Genomic DNA, 24,865 nt, shown 5'->3' on the forward strand with positions numbered 1-24,865 from the left:
AACGATAGTAACGATAGTAACGATAGTAACGATAGTAACGATAGTAACGATAGTAACGATAGTAACGATAGTAACGATAGTAACGATAGTAACGATAGTAACGATAGTAACGATAGTAACAGTCAAATCATAGCAATGAGCTAAAAACAGGATGATGAAGAAGCTAAGTGAAGTGAAGAAAATGAGTTGATAATACAGATTAAGATTGAACGATAAAGAGGAGTAAAAAGAAAAATAATACAGAAAATATTGAAGAAAATATTGAAGAAAATATTGAAGAAAATATTGAAGAAAATATTGAAGAAAATATTGAAGAAAATTAAAAGTGGTTGCGGGAGCTGGATTTGAACCAACGACCTTCGGGTTATGAGCCCGACGAGCTACCATACTGCTCCATCCCGCGTCCGATTTTTATTTTTAGCCTTGCTTTTTACTTTCACTCTCTTGCCTATCAACTGCAATATGCCAGAGTTAAGAAAGTGGATACAAAAGCTGGATTACTGCTTATTAGAGCATGGCGACGACCTTCGCCAATTTCTTTATAAAAAGCTGAGTTCGACTAACTTGTTAGTAAACTGCTCCATCCCGCGTCCGATTGTGCTCTCATTATTTTGGCTTTCTATGAGTAAATAAAGTGGTTGCGGGAGCTGGATTTGAACCAACGACCTTCGGGTTATGAGCCCGACGAGCTACCATACTGCTCCATCCCGCGTCCGATTGTGCTCTCATTATTTTGGCTTTCTATGAGAAAAAGAAAGTGGTTGCGGGAGCTGGATTTGAACCAACGACCTTCGGGTTATGAGCCCGACGAGCTACCATACTGCTCCATCCCGCGTCCGATTGTGTTCTCATTATTTTTTCTTTCTATGAGAAAAAGAAAGTGGTTGCGGGAGCTGGATTTGAACCAACGACCTTCGGGTTATGAGCCCGACGAGCTACCATACTGCTCCATCCCGCGTCCGTATAAAACTAAATTCGCTAATCTCATTTAAGTTAATGAGACGACCTCCGAATTCGTGCTGCAATATAACCATCTAGTGCCCACTTGACAAGTATTAATCCTAAAAAACCGCATGACTGCTGCTATATTAATCGCTTATAGCTTATATGCTAGTTAATCCACCAATCTAGCCCTGTTTAACTTAAATCAATTAAGTGGCAATAGGATAAATTGGCTCAGTATCTGAGGGACTCCACTTTTAAAAAAGCTAAAAGGGAGCCTTTAGCTCCCTTCAATTAAGTTCTACATGGATTTAACTGTCGGTGTTGACAACCTTGCCTTGATTAATAGCAATTGTTCTTGGCTTTAATGCCTCAGGAACTTCACGTTCAAGATCGATATCAAGCAGGCCATTTTCAAGATTGGCGCTAACAACCTTCACATGATCGGCCAACTGAAAAGTCCGTTCGAATTCCCGCTCAGCAATACCTTGATATAAGTAATTACGTTCAGTACTGGCTTCGGGCTTAACCCCTTTAACCAACAACTTATCGCCCTCATTGGTTATTTCAAGCTCATTCATATTAAACCCAGCCACCGCCATCGTGATCCGATAATTATTTTCATCGAGTAATTCAATATTATAAGGCGGGTAACCAGAGTTGGCTTTCTTCGTTGCCGCATGCTCTGCGAGCTGAGCTAAACGGTCAAAACCAATGGCGCTACGGTATAGGGGAGTTAGATCATAATTACGCATAGTAATATCCTCATTAATAAGCAATATTTAAATAATAAGCCGGCTATTGCCGCACTTGATGCCTTACCATTAACACTCGTTGTCACTTTGGTGTCATGCAGCCCTTTCGGCACTACTTTGATAAGTTAAAGCCTGTCAATCGGCCTCATTACTGATATAGGGACGGCTCAAATAAAGTTCAAGGGTAAAAATGAAAAATTTTTGACCAAACAAATGTTCCTACCTAATATTTATATATTCTCAACAATAAAGGTGTGCTAATTAAGCCATCGTTAACTGGGTTTTTTCTACTTCTTTTCTGTATGGAATCAATTGCTAATACCAGTAATGCAACCCTCACAATAACAAATAATAAAACCACAGATGTTGATGTATATATTATTCAAGAAGGAGGCAATATAAATGTTGATCACAGCCTTTGTGTCCCACCAAGTGCAGAAATCCCCCTTGATGGTGACAGAGGAATACATAAATTTACTTTACCAGCTATCGCAGCTTGCCAATTTGTCATTGTTGCTAATCATGCAGCAGATAGTAAAACAAAAGTATACAAATCGGAAAAGGACTAACCACTCTCACAACACGAACAATAGCCATAGAAGGCCATGAATGTACTAAATCTGGAACTGTTGATACAGATCTCCGTAAGTACCATTGGCGATTTATACACAGTGATAGCACAATTATCGGTAAAAATGCTAAAAGCAAATGCGCTTCTGGAGCGGATGATGCCAACTTTGAGTTCTCAGCTGATCAAATATTCATCAGCATTATATCATTCGCTCCGCAACCGGTAGAACGAAACCAACAAATCAAATTTAAAACAACAAACCTACAAGATTAATTTGGTAAGATGTACTCCGAATTCACCTTACTTTGAGCACAACATCTCAAAGAAACAGAGATAATTATGACCCTTCTCGACACGCTCTTAACACACATAAGCCGTTCTGACAGTCCGTTCTAGTAGAGTCATCATTAGGGACGTTAGGCGCGGCCCCCATCGTCGTTTCAAACCCCATCTCGAAATAGATAGTCGTGGTGAATGAAGTGAAGCGGCAAGGCTAAGTGAAACTTTTCATCAAACTAATTTCCGCCATAGCTACCGCAGGCATTCACTCCAGTGCGTGAATGCCTACATGAATATTGATAGGATGTGTTAACGTTTCTTTTTATTTAACAGCACAGGCGAGCCGGGAGCAGTATTGCTATTACGCATATGTTCTAACTCTCTTCACCTGCGGCGAGGCGCGAAATACTCGATTGCATGTCCAAGGATTTGAGTTGAATATCGTTATGAGTCATATCACGCCAGTAACGTTCTGGGCGGTGAGTTTGTTTATCATGCTCACGGGTGACGGGATCGAGTTGGCGATTGACTTCTAATAGCGGGCTATCGGGTAGCGGCTGACTGATGTCCATATAACATTGAATAAAGTCCCAGAAAGCCATGGCATCACCACGAGAAGTGATGTTAATCATGCCGAAGGAGCCAAAACTTAACCGACGAGAATCCTTATGCATCATGATCATATTCCAACCAGCGCTGGTGCCCGCACCCGTAACAATATTATGTAAATAGGGCACAAACTCGCTAAAAGGCTTACTAATAGTACGGCGCTTAATCCCCGTCAGTGGAATATACTTCCAGCGGGTCAGCATCCCCGTGCGGCGATTAAACTCAAAATCGCGTACAGCACCACCAAAGAAGATTTTGCCTACTGAAACCGGAAGTTTAGTTAATAAAATCATTAACCCACCAATGAATGCACCTCCAACTCCAAAATCAAGAGTAAACTCGATCAAATATTCAAATAATTCTTTATCATTCATAAATAAAAGCATTAATAATAAGCATACTATAATGACCCCCCCCCAAAAAAATCAGGGACATATAACCACCCAGCGTACAGATAATGGCGAAAAAATCACGAGTGCCTTTGACCATGCAAATTTTTTCATGATCGAAACGCAACGGAATAGTGGCCTGCTCAGCTTCATCCATCGGTGCATGAATAATCTCATGGCTGTCATGAATATAGCCGCTGGGGATCACATGACGAATGTCCCCGAAAGACATGGCAAACATACCAGACAGCGCATGTTTTTTATTGGGGGCTTGCTGTTGCCACATGTCACTGCTCTTATTTGAAGAAAAGGCCGAATCAGCATAATAATGACCATCTGATTCTGGAGGTTCTCCAGCGCCTTGTAAGCTTGCTACTTTATCCATATTGCTCTCTTTTATTTGTATTCACTCAAAATAAATATTGTCATCAAAAATATGCTTGTTATGCCCACTCTTTATGTATCCACTTTTTATGAAACGGATAGTCTGCTCGTCCTCACTAAAATCTGACACATGATCTTGTGCAGTAAATTGACTGGTATTTTCAATGTGGAAATAATAAAAAGCAGCAGGGCCTCTTTTGAAATAGAGAGCCCATGCTAAATGCTCACTCTTACGTGCTAGCTAGGGCTTTGAAAAACATGCACTATAAACATAGCTACCGCAGTATTGCCTAAAAAGACAATACTGCAGTAGCTAAATTAAGACGGATTAAATTAAGAATCGTTAAATAATAAAAAGTGAAGCGGCTACATTACTGATGTTTATTATATTCAGTATGTAATTCATCAATATAGATCACAGGGGTCATTTGACTGATAAATTCATCGGCAACCAATTTAATACGATCTTTTTCACCATCCCTAAAGGGTCGAATTTCTTTCCTTATAATGGCCCAGCCCATAGATTCCGCATTATTGTTCTTTCTGAAAATTATCTCCCTGACCAAAGCAAACTTATAGGCATTAAAAAATTTACTTTCATCACCTTGTTGCAGCGCTTGGAAATCAAAATGAAAAATAGCATTTATTGCCATTCGATTCCCTAATCTCGCTAATTTAAGCAACAACTTTTCAGCTTTCTGAGGATTTTTGTCCTTTATATATTTATAAGATGCGGCCATTGCAGGTACAAAGTTATTATTTGCAGCCAAAGTTAACAACTCAACAAGGGCTTGTTTTTTTCCTATAGTCAATGACTTGGAGTGACTTATCCTTATTAACTGTTCGACCAGTGGTGCATAGTAACCTTGACCAACCACTTGGGTCACCAAATCGATATTGTATTGATAGTCTTCGGCTGAGCCGCGTTTATCGCGCACATTAGCATAATATAGCGCCTTAACATCGCCTTGTTCTGCCAACTGTTTTAATTTAGCTTGGCCTTTTTTCACCCAGTCTTGGCTACAGCGATTACCAAGGGATTGTTGGCAATCATAAGAGTCAGGATCTAATCTGAGTGCCGCATAGGGGTGGCCTAACTCTGCAGCCTTCACTAATAAGTCTCCCGCTTCAGCAGTCGCTAACACACTGGCCCCCATGATGGTTTCAGCATACCAAAACATGGCATCGAGATTACCCGCTTCCATTAAAGGCTTTAGCTTTTGTTCCGCAAGTCCATAACGACCTCGCTGAAAAGCCAACACGCCATCAAACAATGGGTTATCCGGCGTAATTTGACTAGACGCATACATATTCGGGTTAGGTTGACTGTTTTTTGCTTGCGCTAATAGCTCCACATACCCCAGAGCATTGTTCTCACTAGTTAATCGTTGTGCCTTAGTTGGTAGGCTTCTATAAATACCAATAGCAATAACAAAGATTAATAATCCAGCCGTTATTTTTAATATTTTTTTTATCATTTTTTTATCATTTTTTTATTCTTTATTCCTATATCCATTTTTTATGCTTAATACTTTTATATTTCAAGTAAATAAGGCTGTGCCTGATACTGCTTAATTTGCTGCTTAACCATCTCCACTTCTTTTTTCTGTTCGTCAGTTAACATAGGTCCAGCATAGTAAGCCAAGAAACATGTCTTATTTGTCTTAAACGCGGTACCATCATTGCGATCATGACTCAGCTTTTTATAGCTAAAGACACACATGTTTTTACAAAGAATCTTCATAGAATTGTTAAAATTAATTACACCATATTTGATACCTGATTCATCAGGCTTGTCATACTTATCCACAAACTCTGCCAATTGCAGCCAATTAACTCTAAAACTTTGCCATTTATCTTGGTAATTAACCGCATCTTGCCCCAATGATTTGGTCATAATCGATAGGGTTTTTTCAAACTGGCGGCACTTGTTTTGTATTTCCTCATCACTCGCACTTGACGCTGGGGTGATCCACGCCAAAATTTGTAATACAGCTTGTAATTGAGCTTGGTTATTAGTATCAGTTTGTGTCGCTTTATCTTCATTATCAGACCAAGGTGGGTTCCATTTGTCCCACTTTTCTATCAGGCTATACTCTTGTGCATTTATCAAACAAGTGAGTAACGGCGCTAAGGTCTCCGGCGGTAAATTTTGCACCCACGCTTGAGTTTTTAACGCTACTTTATTTGCATCTTCATCTTTTTTTATAATATGTTTTGCAATTGTGGGGGCATATTCTTCTTTCATAACCGACTTTTTATAATCGGCTAATACCTCAAACGGCAGTAACATCATATCGGCCATGGTTAAACCTAAAGACACGGCGAGCGTCAATTGCTCATTCAAACGCACAAACGTTTCATTCATAACATCAGACTTACCACCCGTCTCATCACCTAAGAGGCGCAAATGCTTAAAACCTGAGCTATTGAGCAGATTTAATAAACTGCCGATAAAGGCATCGATGTTATAGGGGTTAAGTGCGATGGCAATTTTACCACCCACCCCGGGGCCACAAGCCCATTTTGCTGCGGTGATCAAGACTAAACAACCACTGTCGTAAACCAGTTTAATGGCCGCATCGCCGCCGATACCAAAACTGATAGATGCTTGTGCGGTAATACTCCCAAGCGAAGCGAGTACATTGGTATTGGTTGTTATTTGTGTACTGGCTTGATCTGCTGCATATTGAAACATCGGTGGCCGCCAAAAGACTTCGCCTTTCACCATGCCACCCGCTTCAACACCCGCAAAGGCATTCACTCCAACACCCACCTGTGCCGCCCCTTCAAGCGCAGGCACACTACCTGAAATGTATTGTGTTTCGCCAACGGACCCTTTTTTAAAGCTTCTTGCTTGATTGTAATCCGCTTCTTTATAAGCTCGCCCTCTAACACCGATTTCATCATTATTCGATGACGGCCCCAATTCAATCCCTGCACTCAGATTAATACTGGCTGCCGCCATGCCGTACACACTGACGCTAATTTTGAAACACATGTCACCCGCATAATAGGCTTTATGCTCATCTGATTGAGTGACATAATCCAATATTAAAGGGTAACCCGTCACTTTGGCCTTTTGGGGATCCTTGGCATCCGCTAAACCATTATTATCTTTTGCTAACGGCAGCCACGTTTCAAAAGTATACTGGGCACTGAACAGACTAAAGCCAAACTTAACTGCCGCCCCCGTCGAAAAGGTTTTATCGATACTCAATCCGCCGACTTTATCGGTCGGTAAACCAATATTTGCCGTCGACTCTGAGGTAAAACGCAGAAACTGCGCTTGGGCGTTACTGATATACCCCGATTTGCCGTCTTGGCCTTCTCCTCCTTCATAATGATATTGATCTTGCCAAAATGTGCTTTCATTTTTATGCATGACGGCGGCGATACTGGTGCCCAAAGATAGTTCAGAGCCTTTTTTGACTGCTTCCATCAAGCCTGCAAAAGATACAGCACCATCACCGGGACCATTACTGCTTGGCGAAGGTATTTGAGTGGTAATGACTTTGACATGCTTTAAGGCTAATACACTCATAGGATCGGTAGCAGATGATGAGGGTTTGGGCATGTACCACCAAGGGCCGCGCAAATAAATAGCTTTACCTTGCTCTGATAACAAGAAGCACTCCACAGGCTGCACATCTGCAATTCCAGCCTTATTTATGAATTTACCCAGTTTTTTTGGCTGGGTTTTCCACTTGTCTTCGTCCCACAATAGGGTATAGCTGGCCAACGGAGTGTGAAAACCAGAAAAGTACAATAAATTGGCCGCATTTTCCTGCGCTTTGGTTTCGGCTATTTTCTTCAAAAACTCGATGCGAGCAAGGGCAACTTTTTTAATCCATAATATTTTTTTAAAGTAATCGGGTAAGGTGACCCCTTGCTGACCCAGCAGGGTTTTTAGCGCATTTAGATCTTTTTTAAGAGTTCGATCAATCAAAGTTAATAGCGCTTTCGTAGGATAATAAGCCCACTCAACGCTATACTGACTTTTTTGAGTAAAGAGCGACTGAATTTTTGCCTGTTCACTGGCTTTAGGATCCAGCTTATCACCACCGATGCCATCATAAACTGCTTTTATTTGATCAAATGTGAGTTCATCGGCGAGGCTAAACCAACCCGCTTCGCGCCAATCCGACTCTAACCAACCCGTTTTCAATCCTTTAGGAATATAATGAGCTTCATCAGTGCCTTCAAGTAAATGAGGATTAAGGCATTGCTCTTTTACAACAAAACCATAGTCATTTAATTTACACAAAGCACGAGTAAAAGTTAATATCTGAGGATTCAAATACATTTGTTCATGCCAAAAATCTTTTATAATGCTGCGTGCATCCTCATGGCTTTTAACAAGGATATTTTTCTCATCAATATTAAAACTATTTCTTTTTTTCACTAATGTTTGGATTGTTTCAGCAATATCTTTTTGCCGCTCACTGGTAAAATATTTACCCTGACGGTCATATACAAAATGAGTTTTATCATCGGCCTTTAACTTTTTAGCCTGTTTCTCGGCCAGCTTTTCGAGCGCTTCTATCTCGTCTTGCAAAAACTCAAGTAAGTCTTCTAATATTTTCTTAGAAATTTGCTTACGTGAGCGGTCATATGTTGATGCTATCCACTGCTCAATTTCTTCAGGTGTTCCCACACGCCATGTTAATCGTACTTGCTCTGCTGCTAGTTCAAGCTTCCTCGCAATTTTATCGCTATAACAAAAGCCAAATGTCATCGCACTTTTATTAATAAGCTCTTCCGTCCAAGCATCTTGATCTTTATTAACATTCAATGCTGTTTGAAACGTGAGCAAGGCACGATACTTATCTCTCTGTATTGTCTCTTCAAAAAATGCATCATGAGGTTTAGTTTGAAATTTAGATAGCAAACCTAAGTTATTTAAATTGTCTAATGTTGCCGCTTCATTATCAGTAATCGCACTGGCCATATAGCCTTGCTCTTGTTTGACTTTATCTAGCGCCTCTTGAGTGAGGGCATACCAGACTTTTTTGCCCGTTTGTGGATGAGCAGGCACATATAAAATATCCACATAATCAATATTCACTCCGCCACAGGTGGTTTTTTCACCTGCACACTCTTCAGGTGGCGTGACTAAATCGGTGCGTTCACCTATTTTAATATCAGCGGGCGTAAACTCCTCAGGGAGTGTATTCTCGCCTTCACTGGGTAATTTAAGTTCATGCCCCGTAAAAATCAGCTCAATATTTTTGATTTCATCAATATTGAGCTTTTTAAGCTCATCGACTGATGTGTTGTATCGTTTAGCAATGACGCTTAAACAATCTCCTTCAACGATTGTGTAAATATTTTCAGTTGCCATGTGTGATTAAATCCATTTAGTCCATACAGTTGATTGCAATACATAAGGGGTAGGCGGTGCTATCCAAACCTCGCTGCTGTGAATGAGTTTCTGCTTTGATGGCTGGTTATTATGCTGTCGCTGTTCGCGCCTCAGTGATTGCATACTTTGTTGTTTATCAAACCAGCTTAAACCTGCGGCAGGCCCAAGAATGGTGTTAATGTCATTAGCACTTAATTCACTGGCGACACCCTGCCAAATTTTACTGGAATAGAAGCGAAACAAGATGACCTTGCCTGTGACTTTGACTCTCATCAAGGCTTGTAGATGTTCAATTAATCCTCCCTCTACTGACACATCTGCGCCTTTGGGCACAGAAAACAGCACGCTACTTGTGCGCCAGCCAGCATCTTGCTGCCATATGGGTAATAACGAACTGTTAGCGCTTATCTTGAAAATCACCGGACTTTGATCGGCTAAATATTCAAAGGCACTACCGATAAAGAGTTTTCTCAGCTCGGGCTGTTTTTCATGAGTGTAAGCTTGCACCATGGCATCATCGGCACGGCTGATATCGGCCACCAGCCAATGATCTAAAGCCTCATCTAATTCTTGCATTGCCGGAGCATTTCGTATAACAGATACGTTTTGCATCATGCCCCCTGTAAACATGGACAATCTTCTAATGGACAAGAACCGTCGAGTTGCTTTTGACACAAACTGGTCATGGGTATATCAGCAATGGCGAGCATTTCCATACTGGCTTCTTCGAGTTGCAACGCCACCTCTTCCGCCACTACCGCCTCTTCGACGGCTTTTGGCAGTTCGGGCGCTTTACCGCCGTAACCGCTGCCACTGCCTGCGCCGCCGCCGGAGTTGAGGTTAATCGCTGAGCCGACCAGATGCACACCCGCGGGATCGATTTTGACTAGGCTAGCGCCGACTTTTAAGGTGACTTCGGCGCCCGCTTCGATAACGATTTTTCCGCCGGATTTAAAATGCACCTCTTTGCCGGCCTCAAGCAAATATTTTTTAGCAATTTTTTGATGTTGGCTGCCTTTGACTTGCATCGAGTGATCTTTGCCCACTTGCATGCGGCTTTCGCCTTTAATGGTTAAATGATCTTTGCCCTTAATCAGGCTGACGCGATTATTGGCCACGCTTAAATGCTGATCGTGTTTAATCACATGCCGCTGAACATTTTCCACCAAAGTATTCATGTCTTTTTGAGCATGAAAATAAATGGCCTCTTCGCCCGCTTCATCTTCAAAATACAGCTCGTTACTGCCTTCACCTTTGTGGGTTTTGGTTTTCAGTACCGTACGCGTTTGATGCTCCGGCAAGGCATAGGCGGGGGTATTGACCGCATCATGGCTGCGACCAGTGATAATGGGTTGATCGGGATCACCTTCGAAGTAAGACACAATCACTTGATTGCCAATGCGCGGCACCGACATCATGCCAAATTGCGCTCCCGCCCAACCTTGACTGACACGTACCCAGCCGCTGGATAAGTCATCGCCGTCGCTGTATCTATCCCACGAAAACTGCAGTTTCACCCGACCAAATTCATCGCAAAAAATTTCTTCGCCTTCTGGCCCCACTACCGTGGCAATTTGCTCGCCATTGATCAACGGCTTAGTCGTGGGCGTTGCCTGCCAAGCACTATTGGCCGGAATAACATAAAAATCATTGTTATAAGTGGTCGGCGTGGTGCTGTTGGTCTCTTCGCTCGCCGCCCCTTGCACACCAATATGCACAACGCACGTCAGTAACCAATCACGATTACATTCAGTCTCTAAATGCTCGACTAAATCAAACTTATAGCCCGCGCTAGCGGCCATGATGTTACTTTTTGCCCGGCCCACTTTGGCATCACGGCGTAGATAATCTAATCTTGCTTGGGCAAACGGTGCACCTGCAGCATCACTTTTATAGCGGCCTGGAAAATCAAAATGCTCATAAGTGTCTCGCTGATGAGCAAGATCACTGGCCAGAGATTCATGTAAAAAACTGTACTCAGGTTGTTTGAAGCTTGAATCTTTCAAGCTGACACTCGAAGGACGCACTTTATGGGTAAAGCTGAGCTGTTTAACAAAAGGCACATCGCTCACGCCACCGATGAGCGCATTGTAGGGGAACGACTCACCGAGCTTAGTGAGTTTAAGCGGACTGTCGCTAAACACCACCGTATGGCTACTCTCAGTATGTTCGAAATGATAAAACAAACCTTCTTCGGCGGCCAAACGATTGAAAAAATCAAAATCGGTTTCACGGTATTGCACACAATACTCGCGCACTCTTTCACTGAGACTGGGATCACAATTAAAGGCAAAGTCAGTAATGTCTATGTCACCGAGTAAGGTTGCAATGATCGCCAGCGCGCTTTGCTGTTGAAAAATACGGCTATTGTGTTTGAGCTTTAAGTGGGATAACGCCGGCACTAAGGTAAGATAATATTGAGTATGGTGATGACCAGTATCACCTTTGGTAAAGCGACTGACAACACCATGCACTTGACGCTGGGTTTCACCGTTCACCGCCCACTGCATCAAGCCTGATAAGTCCACCACATCGGCAGGATCAATATCACTTTGACGGCTTAGCAAACTGAGTTTGACCTCAAAGGGCTGTGATAAGCGCTCTTCAAAACTAAAGTCGACTAAATCGAAACTCGTTTCATCCAGTCCTTCGGCGCTAAAATGATAACGCAGACCAGAACCCGTTAATATCTCACTTCCCGATACCGTCATGTCTAATAAAATCCTTTTTTGTTATGTCCCACATCACCTTATCGGCAAAGCTTGAATAAACGACATTGGCTCACTCTATTGCTGACTCTATTGATGATTTTTATGCTCGCATGATTAACAAAATCAATCTAAGCCATTAATTTTACTTATTAAATATTTTCCATCACTGTATCTGACGACTGACTCTGTCGTCTCTCTATATGACAAGCGTGTAAAAAGGCTTCAACCCAAACCCGCTAAAGATGCACTGGTTTGGGATTAATGAAGCCTTACTCCTTATGCAATCACACTATTGATAAGCAAGTTTATTACCCCTGCAATGCTTGCATTAAATCTAATTTAGCCTCGCTAGGCTTACGCCAATCATCACTGCCTGCGGTGCCTGCCGTGATGTGATCCCAGCTCACCTTACGATAAGCAAGCGACACTTTTAGCAATTGAGTGAAATCAGATTGCTGCGGATCTTGGCAATGGGGCATTTGACACTCAATATTCACTATGGTCGCCCCCTCTAATGAGGTAATAAAAAATTGCTCTTGTTTGCCTTCAGTCGACGTGCGGTACCATTTCAGTACTACATTATTGAGTTTTTCACCCGTGGATAAGGCGTTATACATTAACGGCACGGCTTTATTGAGTGCCACGGTAAACGTAAAAGGTTTATGTACGCGTTGCCCCGAAGGCTGGCCCGACTGAGGATCGATGGGTACATTGATGACATGACTAAACGCTTGCACTAGCATTTCATTCTCATGACCTTCAACGAAAATATCACCCACTGAATCTGCAGTGAATGCCCCTGCAGTGATGAGTCCCTGAGTTTGACCTAAGATAGAGATATAACATGGTGTTGGCACAGCTTAATTCCTTAACGATGTTTGATGCACAAGTCATAAAAATAACCACACTTGCACATATGAGTCCCTAAACACTGCTCAATACAAAATGTTCAACGCTTCAAGTTAAAACATTGCATTAAATAATGTTACCAATACGTTACCACCAAGATCTTATTTGAAACTGGGGTAATAACGCCTCTTACTCTCTCTTATGCAAGCAACTTACGCGCCAATTTGTAACACCATGATTTTAATCGTAAAGACATTTATCCAACCACACGCTGAGCAAGTTATTGCTCAAATCAGGCAAGTTATTGCTCAGCTTGGGCAATAACTTGCCCGTAAGGTAAAAAATCACCCAACTAACTCAAGCTTAAGTGATTTATTGTTAACATTTCGGTTTCTCGTGCTTTCAATAAGCTGAAGGCTTGACTGCGGGTTCACTAAGGGCTGAAATCAGCACTCGACCTTTTGCTCGCTAATGGCTTCGACTCAAGACGCTACTTTTTATTCGCTAATGGCTTTGACTCAAGACTGCTGACCCTCTCAAGTCGCTCAATACTTTCTATTCGCTCAAGGCTGTCCTCAGTGAGGGATTGCTTCGCCCATTCTTGCTTAAGCAGCATGCGTTTAATCAACAATGATTTTAACTGGCCATCGAGTAAATTCAGCTCTTTCCCCGCCCGTTGTAATTGCGCCGTTGCCAACATTTCATCAATATAGTAAGCCCTGCCTAACACCGGCGACAGACTGCTAGCATATTGATCCAGATCCGTGGACATTTGCTTCAAGTGGACAATTTGACCCGTATTGCTCGCCAATGTTTCAATTTGCTGACTAATATTGGCCATTCGAGTACGAGCTTTAGAAAAACGTTGATAATATTTATCTAAATCAATCAAAAAATCGATTTGCTGTGGGTAAATCAGCACCTCTTTATTGGCGGGCGGCACACTGGCAAACAACTCATCAATTTGAGTATTAATGCGTTTCACCGCTGAAGGCTCTTGTTGCCCGGCAAAAGAATCGACTTTAGTGGCAGAGGTTTGCGCCACCAAAAAGTCCACCACTTGCTGTGGCTCTCGGTAAAGCGTCTTCATGAGCAGCACAAAAGTGATCGCTAACACACTCATGCTCACAAAAGAGAGGCTGCGCCAAAACAGCAGTTTTCGATGTGAGTCTTTACTCTTGCTCTTCAGGTTGTTCAGCGTAGGAACCACGTTGTGAATTTGATTCACCGCATCGAGCTTTTCAAAAATCAAAAAACCTAATGTATCGAGATTGGGCACTAAGTTGGATGAAGAGTCTTGCTGATAAGACTGCAGCAACTCAAATAATTGCTGACATGCATATTCACAACGATATAAATCGCGAACATTATCCATCGTGCCCAGCAACTCTTTCAGATCTGGCGTCACTCGGGTGATCATCCAATTAATGATCTCGGTGGTTTTTTCTGCCGACGGACTCGACTCTTTACTGGCGTGGGCCAACACAGCCAACATTAATTCAAGCCCCGTAGCGAGACCCGCTACCCCATCGGTTTTACAAACGGCCACACAATAATAGGCAGAGATCAGTAAATCAGCCCCTGCATCCATAGCAATACTTTCGGCTAAGGTTTTAACTTTTTCCCAGTCGACTCTGCCACTTAACGGGCTATAACGCCGATTAATTTCAGTTCGCATTGCTTGATAACGACTGTCATCTCTGAGCAAGGCCGGTTTTTGCGTTACCTTAAAGCGGTTAACACCGGTGAGGATTTGCTCTGTCACAATAATACCACCTTTAAAAATGGCCAGAATGTCATCTCACTCATTGCCCTATGTTTAAGCTGAGTGAGATGAATTCAAGGCGAATATTTGGATCAATATAGGGTTTCAGGAATACTGTAATCGCTTAACAAACGACTCGTGAACGGATTGGCCGTATCTTGAGTGTGCAAACGATAGGTCACGTCCCCTTTATCGATAGAGAACTGATAATCGATGCTAGTACTGCTCGAACCAGTCATTCTTGCGGTATCCAGTAATCGGAAGAAAGCCCAAGGACCATCGTAAGCTAAGCTACGCGGCGATTGATTCGCCGCACTTGGCACCAGCGTCAACTTACTTTCCGCCGACTTTCTCAAGGTATTGGGCCAGACCAACTCAACACTGCGCTGTGGACCGTGAGAATATTCGACATATTGGCCATCAATATTAATCACACTACGACGCTTATTCGGGCTCATTTGCAGTGCTTGCATGGTAAATTGCACATCCAAATTACCTTGGCGATTAAAGAAAGCGGTTTGTATTTTCTGCGCCTGTTTTAATGACTCCATCACCTCTTTACGAATCAGACCCGCGTTATCATTACCCGACTCAGCTTGACTGAACTGCTCTAAGGTATTGATATTTTCTTCAATAAACATCTTCATTTGCTGCTCATAAAACACGTTGATCGTGCCCTCTGGGCCAAAGAAGTGTTCAAAGTCAGACAAAGAGACTTGTTTCGTCGTCTCAGTATTAAAAGGATAACGCGAGGCGAGTTTTTGCTGATATTCAAGGTAAATATCATTGTGCCAACGGACTTCAAGATGTTTGATAGCACTTTGCAGCACCACCTTCCAACTTTCATTTGCCAGCTTCACCATGATGCTATCCATAGGCTTAGGCAAATTACTGGCAATGCGTTTTAACGCAAAAATAGGGTCTGCATCATTTAACGTCAGCCGTTCTTGCGCCGCTTGCAGAGCCGCTTTACCCACATCTGGCGCATCTTGAATCGCCTTTAAATAACCATGAAGTTGTGTCACTGACTCCATGACTTCTTCCATGTAATTAGGCTGCGCCCCTCCAACTTGACCTAACTGGTTTATCTTATTGAAATTGCTATCGATTAACGCGGCTATTTTATATTCAGACGAAGCCATTAAAGCCGTCTTGGCATTGTCATCATCGGGCAAATTAGGAAACAGCTCAGTATGTTCCGCCAACGTATTGAGTATACGGCTAATGGGTTCACTGCCCGAACTAATGGTGTCTAATACAAACACACCATGGTTAATGTCTCTAAAGGCTTTGATGTTAAATTGATTCAATGCCGAACGCCAAGTGCTGTTGTAATCATTAATATACTGATCGCGTATTTTGTTGCGTAAGACTTTTTTGTCTTCAACACTAAAGTCACTCGATTGTGATTGGCCTAACACCCAGCTATCGATTAATGCCAGCTCAGAAACAGAGTCTGACTTAGGAATAAAGTAGTCTTTGAATCCTAGTTTAGTCAGTAAACGTGGCACATTCAACTTCTCAAAACTGCCATTGGCGGCGCGATCGCTGAACACCAACTCAAAAGCCGGTCCCGTGGTCAACTTAAGATCGAGTGGCCCACCCAGCTCAGAAGAAGCCGTTTGTTTCAAGTTACGATACACTCTTTGCTCAATGGGCAAATGGCCTAACTCTTGTTGCGTTCGAGTAATTAACCCGTCATAAGGACTGACCGCATCAATGGCCTCCTCATTGCCCGCTTTGCGCATAGCTTCTAAATTGGTGTGTTTAAGGGCGTACTCAAGATGGGCCATCAATTGAGATTGCAGCACGCGATTACCTTCATAGGCTTGTTGCCATTGAGAGGCGAAGTAATCGGTGACAAACTTATCTTGGCGACCACTTTGATCCACCATCATTCTAAACACTCGCAATAAAGACAGTTTTTCATCACTGGCTTTCGAGGCATTGAGCATATCCGTCGCGACTTGCTTAAGCAGTGCCGGAATATAACGGTATGCCAACAGGTTAAGATAAGTCTCCTCTACTTTCGGACCAATCACATGACCTTGATACAAGCCTAAATCTGAAATATAACGCGGTTTTTCATGGAAAAAACCAAACTCTAACGTAGCAGAGCGTATGGTATTGAGCGGCGGCACGATACTCTTTGCCACCTCATCGAAACTAAATTGATGGTATTGCTCGTTAAAATTACTCACTTTATTAAGCACCGCATCCGCTTGTTTATTATTCAGTAAGTAATATCGATGCCAGCTTCCCACCAATAAAGCAGACGCGATAGAACACGCCACAAAAGACAACACCATTAAACGGCGTTTTTGCTTCGCCACTTTAAAGTTATCCGATGCCAATCCTGCCTCGGGATAAATGATGCGTTTAAACAGCGGTTGAATAAAATAGGCAGTGGAGTTTTCACTTTTTTGAGCACTATTAATGGTTTCACTCAAGCCATATTTACGTGAAGCGCTATCCACATAAGCATTGGTCGGTATGCCTTCTTGGTAAACCGACGTAAAATACACCCCGCGCACCAAGGCTGATGTCGAAAATTGATCACTGGCCAGCGCTTCATTAAAGAAGTTACGTAACACGCCATGAGCACCAGCAATTTGACGCGAAAAACTATAAATGTCAGCACGCTCTTCAACATCACGACACTGTAATAACGCCCGAGGTAAGCAAGCATTCACTCGCTCGATAAAAACAGCAAAGTCAGTATCAAACTCATCTAGCCAACTGTCGAGGTTATCAACCGAGTTTAATGAAAAAGTAAACCCTAAAATTTCATCACGTTGACTTTGAGAATAATGACGGAAGAAAGGCTCAAACCCTTGCAACAAATCGAGTTTAGTCAATGAAATATACACAGGGAGACGCGTCGATAATGTTTCCATTAACTCTCGTAAACGGGTGCGGATCAGCTGGCCATAGGCTTTTCTATCCGACACTGAGGCACTGACTATATCTGCCACATCAATCGCTAAAACCACCCCGTTTAACGGACGACGATTACGGGTTTTTTCTAACCATTGCACAAAATGCAGCCATAAACGACGCTCCATTTCACCACTGCCTTCGACGCCAGTTTGCTTTTGCGTTAACAGCTCACCATCGGGATCAATCAGTACCGCATCACGGCCCACCCACCAATCGAACGAGAAGGGGTTTTTACTCTTACGCCCAGAACTGCGTTTCGTCGAAGAAAACACAAATTGCTGACCAGAGCGATTAATGAGACTGGTTTTACCCGCATTTTCTAACCCCAGCACTAAAAACCAAGGTAAGGTATATAAATAATTGCGTTTATTTAAGCTTTGTTTCAGATGCGTCATGACTTCATTAAGCTCAACTTCTTGGCGCTCAACAATGGCTTTAATCGGATCTTCTTTTAATTGCTGCTCTTTGACTTCTTGCGCGGCGTAGGATTTAACCTTTCGCCATTGCAGCAAGCCCCATAAGGTAAAACAAGATAATGAAAAAATCGTACTAAAAAGCACGCGCGCCACAACGGAGGCAAGCGGCTTTTGCTCTTCAATCACCAGCCAAGGGCCCGCCCACCAAATAGCCACATTCACCAACACAAAAATCACCGCCAATAAAATAGGCAACGCTGATTTCAATTCTGGTAAGATTTTTTTAAAAAAACCTTTAATTATAGACAACATATTACTCATTCCCTGTGCTTAATTCACTGCTGTTATTTTGTGTAAATGCGACACCAGTGTCGGCTCCCAATCGGCTAGCGTGGTCTCCATGGCTTGCGTGTGTAACTGATTGTATTCAATTTTTGCCATCACAGATAATTGATGGCTATCCATTAATTCAGCGCTGATCAAGCGTAAATAAAACTGCTCTCTTGGCTCTTTGGTATGACTCATGCCATCATTTAACATGGCTAATGCCACTGACAAGCCTCCTTGCTCGGCCAGCTCTAATGTTTCCTTGCGTTTTTGATCCCAGCTCGTCACCACTTCACCGCCCGACATCCCTCCTCCAGCACCTTCTAACCATTGGCGAGTATCAGGACTCACAAAAGGCACCGCGCCTTTAAAAGACATATCCATCAAGCCTGGAATACGATTTAAAAAAGAATACGTTTCTTCTCGAATGGCATTCGCCCACTCTGGATGCCCCAATGATTGGGCTATTTGCGCACTTAAATAATGGCCGTCAAACCAAAAAGGGCTCAAGGTTAAGCTTTGCTCAACCCTTCTCAGCAGCGCCATATCCGCCCCTTTACTCAGCAAACAGTGATATTCATTGACCCTATCGACCGCTACTGGCATTAAACGCGTTTCACCCGTCGCGATCCGCTCTGGCGCACTAATAATTGAAAACCACACGGCAAAACGTCTAAGACGCAAACTCAGCTCAGTACCGAGTGCAAACTCCCCCATAAAATCAGCCACTTTAAATAATGTCTGTTTGGTCGCCTTATCATTACTCGAATCAATATTTAAACTTGCCGGCGTGAGACTACTGCTTGTTGCCTGCACCGTACTGTGTGCTTGCTCACTGAGCTCAGTAACCTGTTTTCGCTTGGCCTCACCGCTTAATCGGCGCTTTAATGTAGCGTCGAGTGTGGTTAACTCATCGAGTGGCAATTCATAGCTTTTAGCAAGCGTCATTAACGCCGCGATGGCTTCCGTTAACGCTTGTTTTTCATCTTGGCTGCAAAACTCAGTATCAAGGCTATCAGCAGCCTTCACCATACGTTGCATCATTTGAGTGAAAAATCGACGTCGCGGTAGTACGCCTCGATTTCCCGGTGCAGGAAAACACACCTCCCAAAAGGCTTGCATAAAACCATGTAAAATGAGCAAAGAAAGCACAAACCGCTCAACACTCAGTTTATGCTGTAGACATTGCAATAAATAGGTCACCAACTTGAGATCTTTCGACTTGGTTTCAAGCAGGGTAATAATGCCGGTTTCCACTTCACGCCACTGAATGTCACCGTGAGATAAAGAGCCCACTTTAATCATTTGTGACTCAATAAAGTCAAACAGAGGATCATCGAATAACCGTTCACCGACAGGATTGTCTTTACTGATAGGCGCGGTGACCTGTATCAGATATTCTTTAGACATAAATAAACAACCCTCCCTGTCGCTATAGACATCGCCACATAATGACCTTTACTAATCGATACGATAATGTGGGTTAAATATCCTTTAGACATAAACAACGCTCCTTGTCTGTCGCTATAGACATCGCCATATAATGACTTTTACTGATAAGTGTGATGATCGATATTAGATATTGTTTAAACATAAACCCTCCCTCCTACCAGCTACACTTGTCATCATCACAGGCTTCTCTTTACTGATGGGTATGATGATTTGAATGAGATATTCTTTAGACATTAAAATCCCTCCTACCAGCTACATTCGCGGCGCAAGGCCTTTAATGATGTTTGTAATTGATGGGTGTCAAACTGCAAGCCATCAATCCACTTATGCTCGGAGCCCAGCACAAATTCTTTGCCCGATAGCATGGCTTTCATGGCGACAATGGCTTGTAACCCGCGTCCCGTTCGCAAAATATAACCTGAATTATCGACAATCCAGTCTTGGCTCGACTCGCCTAACGCTGTGTTTATGCTGATGGGTGCGCTGCGAATATTGATCGGATCGGCAAAAATCAGCTCGACTCGGCTGATATTATCGATGCAACTCAGCATCATGATAGGCCGAGGAGGTATTGCCCCAATCGCCTGCGCCGTCGCCCAAATATTCGGATGATTATCAAGCGCTTTCTTAAATGCATTATTCAGTAAAAAACCACGCTGACTCTGACGCATCGCTTCATTGTCAAAGGCTCTTTTCCACTGCTTAGGATGGGGATCGCTCACCTCGACAATGACGTCACCTTGAGGGATGTTGGGCGTCACAAAAACGGTATCGAAACAGAATAAACGCTCGAGTTTACTGCCTACCTGTCGACACTTAAGCGCATCTTCTAAGAGTGTTCCCTCTGCATAAACTAAAAACGCAGGACAAAACAACAAGGCCAGTAGCATTCCTTTGAGCTGTGCCATCATTAACTTATCTCCAATTTTATACATTTATGTGCCAATGTCCTTTTGGGCAAACCTAAACTATCCGCCGCGCGACCCCGATCACCAGAAAAAGCGATCAATCGAGCCTCAATAACGGCCCGTTCAAATTGTGAAACGGCTTCTTTTAAATCATCAATTTCATCGAAGTGACTCATTAATGATGCTGAAATCCCACTCGAAACAGACTCAACTTCGGCATTTAACTGGCGTTTAAAAGCCATGTTTTCTGACTCGATATCCAATGTCGGTAAGGCGCCCAGATCAATTTCTTGACCATCTAAGGTCAATGCACAGGCATATTCCACGATGTTACGCAATTCTCTAACATTACCAGGATAATCATGCCGCAATAATCTATCCAACGCAGAAAAACGAATGCCGGGGACATGCCGCTCTTGGCTAGCATTAAAACGATGAATAAAATGTGTTACTAATTCAGGTAAATCACTTGCCCTATCTTTTAACGCCGGAATACTGATCGGAAATTGGCATAAACGATAAAATAAATCTTGCCTAAACTCACCCGTACGTGACTTATGCTTAAGATCCACATGTGACGCCACAATGAGTCTAAAATTCGATTGCGTTTCTTTAGCTGCCCCTAATGCCCTAAACTGACGGCTCTCGAGAACTCTTAATAATTTAGTTTGTAATAACAGTGGCATATCGCCTATTTCATCCAGAAATAGACTGCCGCCGTCCGCTGCCGCAATCAGCCCTTTTTTCGCACTGTCGGCCCCCGAAAAAGCCCCTTTTTCATAGCCAAAAAGCTCAGATTCAAGCAAGTTATCGGGAATAGCCGCGCAATTAATCGCAATGAAGGGTTGGTCTTTGCGTTTAGAATAATCATGAACACCTTGGGCCACGAGCTCTTTACCCGTGCCGGTTTGACCTTGGATCATCACCGCCAGCTCAGATTGACCCACACGGATAATATCTTTACGCAAACTTTGCATTAACTCACTGCATCCCACCAGCGTATGACTTAACTGCTCAGCCTGCTCTTTATCGAACTTATCTTTACGAATTAATACGATAGAATCCGATAACAAGCTCTGCTCTCTATCTTGAGTGCGAATAGACTCCAGCAACTGCCAATGACGCGTAAACACCGCGACAAAACTCTGCCAATCTTGACGCATGACTAACGTCATCGCCATACTCTCTGGCAAAGCCAAAACTAAGATCCCTAAAATGGCCCCTTTATCATTGTTCAATGGATAAATGACTAAATGCTGATCTTTTTTCATATTCAGCGTTAAGGCCATAAAACCACTATGGCCTTGCCAATAGAGCAAAGTATCATGATCGAGGATCATGGTTTTTTGCGATTGCAGCGCATGGGAAAACGGATGCTCAAAATCATCCACCGCCCATTTCACTCCACTTGCAATGGATTGAGAAAAGGCCGGCTGCGTCGCGACCACGTCTAACTCTCGCCCATCAATCGTCGGCAAGAGCAAAAAAGGCATCTCGAGTGGCAGCTCAACCGCTAAGCCATCTAAAAATTCAGCGATCAAGGGCTTCACTTGACTACAACCTAAGAGCACCGATGCTCGATGTAACCATTGCTGGGATTGCACTAGATAACCTCACCCACAAACTCACCATCGCTATAGCGCAAATGAATTTTCTCAACAGCTTCTTTATTGGCCAGTTTATTCAATAGCGCCAGTGACACTGGCGGTAGCATTTGACCATCGATAATGGCTTCCAGCATCCGCGCACCATTTTCGGCGCGAGTCGAGCGTTGATAAATCTCATCAGTTAAGCTTGGATCAATGATCACCTCGGCCTTATAACGCTCAACCAATAAGCTTTCTAGTTGCGCCAACTTGTAACCAATAATGTCTCTTAATACCGCTTCACCTAACGGTAAATAAGGCACGATTTCCATACGAGCCAATAGAGCAGGTTTAAAGAATTCGACCAATTCGGGATACAGGGCATCATCAATCAAATGAGGCTGCTCAGCATTATCGACGATACTTTGGTAACCTAAGTTGGATGTCAGGAAGAAAATTATATTCTGACAATCAATAACGCGCCCTTCACCATCGGCAAGCTCGCCTTTATCAAAAGCTTGATAGAATAGATTTAGCACATCAGGATGCGCTTTTTCCACTTCATCGAGTAACACAATGGAATAAGGCATTTTTCGAATAGATTCGGTTAATACCCCTCCTTCGCCATAACCGACATAACCAGGAGGCGAGCCAATTAAACGTGAAACCGTATGTTTTTCTTGGTATTCAGACATGTTAATTGTGGTTAAAAACTGTTTACCTCCATAAAGCTGCTCGGCAATTTGCACCACGGTCTCTGTTTTACCGACCCCACTTGGACCCACCAATAAGAAGGCACCTTTAGGCCGACCCGCACGACGTAAATCGGCTCTCGCGGTGAGCATATTACGATGAATACGCTCAATAGCCACATCTTGACCTTTTAGCGCTTTGCCTAAAATGACCGGTAAATGAGTAATTTTATATAACTCATCCGTGTTCATTTGCGACACCGGCACCCCTGTCCAATCGGCAATAACCGACGCCACTTGCTCGGCATCCACCTCAGGGTAAACCAGCTTGCCAGTCTGTGATAACTCTTCAATGGTCAGAGTCAGCTCTTGCACTTGGCGTCTTAAGTCATCAAAGTCATCGCTATTATCGTCATCAAGTAGTTGCTCACGTAATGACAACATTTGCGACACCAGTGCTTGTTGCTGCTTCCAATTTGCCTCTAGCACTTTAAAGTCTTGCTCTTGTTGCTCGACGCTGACTTGTAACCCAGCAAACCGTTCTTCATCGATAGCTTGCCCCAAGTGCTGCTGACGCGCTAATAAACTGATTGCTTTCTTATGTTGATAGCCTAAGCTTTCAAGCTCAGCCATACCTTTTGGCGGCGAACTTAAGTTGATGGCAATACGGGCACAAGCCGTATCGAGCACATCAATAGCTTTATCGGGTAATTGACGATTGGCCACATAACGGGCCGATAATCTGGCGGCGGCTTCTAATGCCGAATCATTGATAAGCACCTTATGGGCTTTTTCGTACACATGGTGTAAACCCCGTAAAATATCCACCGCTTGGCTGACACTGGGCTCGTCTAATTTCACTAATTGGAAACGACGTGTCAGCGCAGGATCTTTTTCAAAGTACTTCTTATATTCTTTCCATGTCGTCGCGCCAATAGTGCATAGTTCGCCTCGGGCCAGAGCGGGCTTTAGCAAGTTTGCCGCATCACCGCCCCCCTCTTGGTTACCCGCACCAATCAAGGTATGCGCTTCATCAATAAATAAAATGATCAGCTTAGGCGAAGCTTTCACTTCATCTATTAACGCCTTTAAACGTTTCTCAAATTCACCTTTAACGGACGCGCCCGCTTGCAATAAACCTAAATCGAGCGATAACAAGCTCACGTCTTTAAGACGGTCGGGGACTTTTCCTTCGACAATGCGGCGGGCTAAACCTTCCACCACCGCACTTTTACCCACACCCGCATCACCCACGACAATGGGGTTATTTTTCCGACGACGACACAAAATATCGATCATCAACGCAATTTCATCATCACGACACAGCACCGGATCCAACTCACCCTGTCGCGCCAATTCAGTAAAGTCTGTGGTGAATTTACTCAAGGCACTGTCAGTGGTATTTAATAAACTGGGCTTTTTATCATCGCTGGCAACACTGGCAGACTCAGCAGAGTTTTCCGTCAGCTGCACAAAATTCTTACGTAAGTCTTCACGATTAATGTCTTCAAACAAGGCGACTAAACTCAGAGGAAGGTAACGCTCAGGTCGCATCACTGCGGCGGCAAAAATCGCACCAGAGCGCAAGCTTAATTCTTGTAAGTCAGTGGTCGATAATAACCAAGCATCTTGCAGGAGCTCGACAAGTAGAGGAGAAAAACCCGGTCTGGTGTCTAAATCTTCCTCTCTTGGCAGTGAATCACCTAAATATTGCTTCACCAACTCATAATCGATATTGGCCTGCTTTAGCAAGACTCTGATATCACTTAACGGGTTTTCGAGTAGCACAAACAATAAGTGCTGAATGGTCACTTCACTGTTTTGTCTGCTAATACATAGCGAAGCAGCTTGCTCTAAGGCCAATTTACTCTGCTGGTTAAGTTTACCGATCAAAGTAGACAGTTCGATACGGATCATAAAATTTC

15 protein-coding genes and 4 tRNA genes are annotated in these 24,865 nt (G+C 43.2%); 1 reads left to right on the forward strand and 18 read right to left on the reverse strand.

What is annotated here, in order from left to right; genetic code table 11:
• Nucleotides 1–326: 326 nt before the first annotated feature.
• From L2764_RS13815 to L2764_RS13835, 5 genes are all read right to left on the reverse strand, one after another.
• Nucleotides 327–403 (reverse strand) — tRNA-Met (locus L2764_RS13815).
• A 232-nt stretch (nucleotides 404–635) separates the two neighbouring features.
• Nucleotides 636–712 (reverse strand) — tRNA-Met (locus L2764_RS13820).
• A gap of 46 nt (nucleotides 713–758) precedes the next feature.
• Nucleotides 759–835: transfer RNA gene (locus L2764_RS13825), tRNA-Met, on the reverse strand.
• Between the two features lie 46 nt (nucleotides 836–881).
• Nucleotides 882–958, reverse strand: a tRNA-Met gene (locus L2764_RS13830).
• Between the two features lie 295 nt (nucleotides 959–1,253).
• Complete coding sequence (locus tag L2764_RS13835; protein ID WP_248940841.1) at nucleotides 1,254–1,697, reverse strand: Hsp20 family protein; 444 nt, start codon at nucleotides 1,695–1,697, stop codon at nucleotides 1,254–1,256.
• Nucleotides 1,698–1,999: 302 nt separating this feature from the next.
• Here L2764_RS13835 and L2764_RS13840 point away from each other — a divergent pair, with 302 nt between their 5' ends.
• Nucleotides 2,000–2,266, forward strand: coding sequence for a hypothetical protein (locus L2764_RS13840; RefSeq protein ID WP_248940842.1), 267 nt, complete (start codon nucleotides 2,000–2,002; stop codon nucleotides 2,264–2,266).
• A 655-nt stretch (nucleotides 2,267–2,921) separates the two neighbouring features.
• Here the strand turns inward: L2764_RS13840 and L2764_RS13845 are convergent.
• The 13 genes from L2764_RS13845 to tssH form a co-directional block, all read right to left on the reverse strand.
• Complete coding sequence (locus L2764_RS13845) at nucleotides 2,922–3,530, reverse strand: hypothetical protein (RefSeq protein ID WP_248940843.1); 609 nt, start codon at nucleotides 3,528–3,530, stop codon at nucleotides 2,922–2,924.
• Nucleotides 3,523–3,930, reverse strand: coding sequence for a hypothetical protein (locus L2764_RS13850; protein WP_248940844.1), 408 nt, complete (start codon nucleotides 3,928–3,930; stop codon nucleotides 3,523–3,525). Before L2764_RS13850 ends, L2764_RS13845 begins: the two co-directional genes overlap by 8 nt.
• 370 nt (nucleotides 3,931–4,300) lie before the next feature.
• Nucleotides 4,301–5,407: a hypothetical protein gene (locus tag L2764_RS13855; protein ID WP_248940845.1), complete on the reverse strand. Its 1,107-nt coding sequence runs from the start codon at nucleotides 5,405–5,407 to the stop codon at nucleotides 4,301–4,303.
• Between the two features lie 56 nt (nucleotides 5,408–5,463).
• Complete coding sequence (locus L2764_RS13860) at nucleotides 5,464–9,273, reverse strand: LysM peptidoglycan-binding domain-containing protein (RefSeq protein ID WP_248940846.1); 3,810 nt, start codon at nucleotides 9,271–9,273, stop codon at nucleotides 5,464–5,466.
• 6 nt (nucleotides 9,274–9,279) lie between these two features.
• Complete coding sequence (locus tag L2764_RS13865) at nucleotides 9,280–9,909, reverse strand: DUF4123 domain-containing protein (RefSeq protein WP_248940847.1); 630 nt, start codon at nucleotides 9,907–9,909, stop codon at nucleotides 9,280–9,282.
• A complete protein-coding gene (gene tssI / locus L2764_RS13870; protein ID WP_248940848.1) occupies nucleotides 9,906–12,005 on the reverse strand; it encodes a type VI secretion system tip protein TssI/VgrG in 2,100 nt (699 codons plus the stop codon). Before tssI ends, L2764_RS13865 begins: the two co-directional genes overlap by 4 nt.
• 308 nt (nucleotides 12,006–12,313) lie before the next feature.
• Nucleotides 12,314–12,862, reverse strand: a complete 549-nt coding sequence (locus L2764_RS13875; RefSeq protein ID WP_248940849.1) for an Hcp family type VI secretion system effector — start codon at nucleotides 12,860–12,862, stop codon at nucleotides 12,314–12,316.
• Nucleotides 12,863–13,344: 482 nt separating this feature from the next.
• Nucleotides 13,345–14,619, reverse strand: coding sequence for a type VI secretion system ImpA family N-terminal domain-containing protein (locus L2764_RS13880; RefSeq protein WP_248940850.1), 1,275 nt, complete (start codon nucleotides 14,617–14,619; stop codon nucleotides 13,345–13,347).
• Between the two features lie 92 nt (nucleotides 14,620–14,711).
• Entirely contained in the window at nucleotides 14,712–18,287 is a 3,576-nt protein-coding gene (gene tssM, locus L2764_RS13885; protein ID WP_248940851.1) for a type VI secretion system membrane subunit TssM, read from the reverse strand.
• A gap of 18 nt (nucleotides 18,288–18,305) precedes the next feature.
• Nucleotides 18,306–19,712, reverse strand: a complete 1,407-nt coding sequence (gene tssA / locus L2764_RS13890; RefSeq protein ID WP_248940852.1) for a type VI secretion system protein TssA — start codon at nucleotides 19,710–19,712, stop codon at nucleotides 18,306–18,308.
• A gap of 287 nt (nucleotides 19,713–19,999) precedes the next feature.
• Complete coding sequence (gene vasI / locus L2764_RS13895; protein ID WP_248940853.1) at nucleotides 20,000–20,689, reverse strand: type VI secretion system-associated protein VasI; 690 nt, start codon at nucleotides 20,687–20,689, stop codon at nucleotides 20,000–20,002.
• Nucleotides 20,665–22,266 (reverse strand): sigma-54 interaction domain-containing protein, encoded by a 1,602-nt coding sequence (locus tag L2764_RS13900; RefSeq protein WP_248940854.1) that lies wholly within the window; start codon nucleotides 22,264–22,266, stop codon nucleotides 20,665–20,667. The genes vasI and L2764_RS13900 overlap by 25 nt, the downstream gene beginning before the upstream one ends.
• On the reverse strand, nucleotides 22,266–24,857 hold the full coding sequence (gene tssH / locus L2764_RS13905) for a type VI secretion system ATPase TssH (protein ID WP_248940855.1): 2,592 nt from the start codon (nucleotides 24,855–24,857) through the stop codon (nucleotides 22,266–22,268). The genes L2764_RS13900 and tssH overlap by 1 nt, the downstream gene beginning before the upstream one ends.
• Nucleotides 24,858–24,865: the final 8 nt, after the last annotated feature.

Source organism: Shewanella surugensis (assembly GCF_023284005.1).
GTDB classification, from domain to species: domain Bacteria; phylum Pseudomonadota; class Gammaproteobacteria; order Enterobacterales; family Shewanellaceae; genus Shewanella; species Shewanella surugensis.